Annotated in this window: 1 pseudogene; it reads right to left on the bottom strand. The window is 40.7% G+C overall.

Annotation, left to right across the window (positions count from 1 at the left end):
* Window positions 1–517, bottom strand: a pseudogene (locus tag R7R78_RS27630) (lipid A biosynthesis lauroyl acyltransferase); the annotation flags it as partial.
* Window positions 518–614 lie beyond the last annotated feature (97 nt).

The raw sequence follows: 614 nt of genomic DNA, 5'->3' as shown, positions 1-614 counted from the left end.
GAGAACGACCTTTGTATAGGAAATAGTCGAAACACGGATTGTTGTTTGGTCGATAGACACCCGGCCCAGATTTTTGAATGCCAAATGCGCGAGCACCTAATTCCAAGTTCATTGAATGGACGGCCAACATTAAGGCACCTTTACCGGACTTTTCTAACGCTTCTAAATGCTCCATTCCTTTAATCGTAACGTGCTTACTGACTCTTTTATCTGACCAAAACCATGCCATCGCTGTTTCGAAGAGTGCAATACCGGAGTTGTCGATATTATCTTTTAAAATCGCCTCGCGTTGAGATTCGCCCATGTGAGGAAAACAAAGCTCAAGATTGCGCCGTATCGTCACTTGACGCTTTTTCATTATTCGCATGGCTAAACGGCCAATACCGCGTCCTAGCGCTAATTGAATATTAAAAGGAAGAAGGCTCAATGAGTACATCACGCCGATGAGAGTTAACGTACCCCAATAACGAGGTAAAAGAAATTTAGCCTTAAATTCAGGCTTTTTGTATTTATTCATGTGTGAAATGTCAGATGCGAGCATCTATAAGTGGGAGAAACAATGATAATAAAAAGCACTTTTATCATTGATAACGCTAATAACATAAATTAAAGCG

The organism is Vibrio sp. 2134-1, from assembly GCF_033339495.1.
The sequence above is the reverse complement of the archived record's forward strand: the minus strand, read 5'-3'. Positions and strand labels throughout refer to the sequence as shown.